The sequence below is a fragment of the Ewingella sp. CoE-038-23 genome, assembly GCF_040419245.1.
GTDB classification, from domain to species: domain Bacteria; phylum Pseudomonadota; class Gammaproteobacteria; order Enterobacterales; family Enterobacteriaceae; genus Ewingella; species Ewingella allii.
Window position 1 is genome coordinate 1 of sequence record NZ_JAZHOH010000016.1, and the last position, 270, is coordinate 270.

Sequence of the window (270 nt, forward strand, 5' to 3'; positions counted from 1 at the left end):
GAAGGTGGCCTGTGAGGGCTGCTGGAGGTATCAGAAGTGCGAATGCTGACATAAGTAACGATAATGCGGGTGAAAAACCCGCACGCCGGAAGACCAAGGGTTCCTGTCCAACGTTAATCGGGGCAGGGTGAGTCGACCCCTAAGGCGAGGCTGAAAAGCGTAGTCGATGGGAAACAGGTTAATATTCCTGTACTTGGTGTTACTGCGAAGGGGGGACGGAGAAGGCTAGGCTGGCCGGGCGACGGTTGTCCCGGTTCAAGCGTGTAGGGG

At 56.7% G+C, this 270-nt stretch carries 1 rRNA gene; it reads left to right on the top strand.

Annotation, left to right across the window (positions count from 1 at the left end):
- A 23S ribosomal RNA gene (locus V2154_RS24885) occupies positions 1-270 on the top strand; the annotation flags it as partial.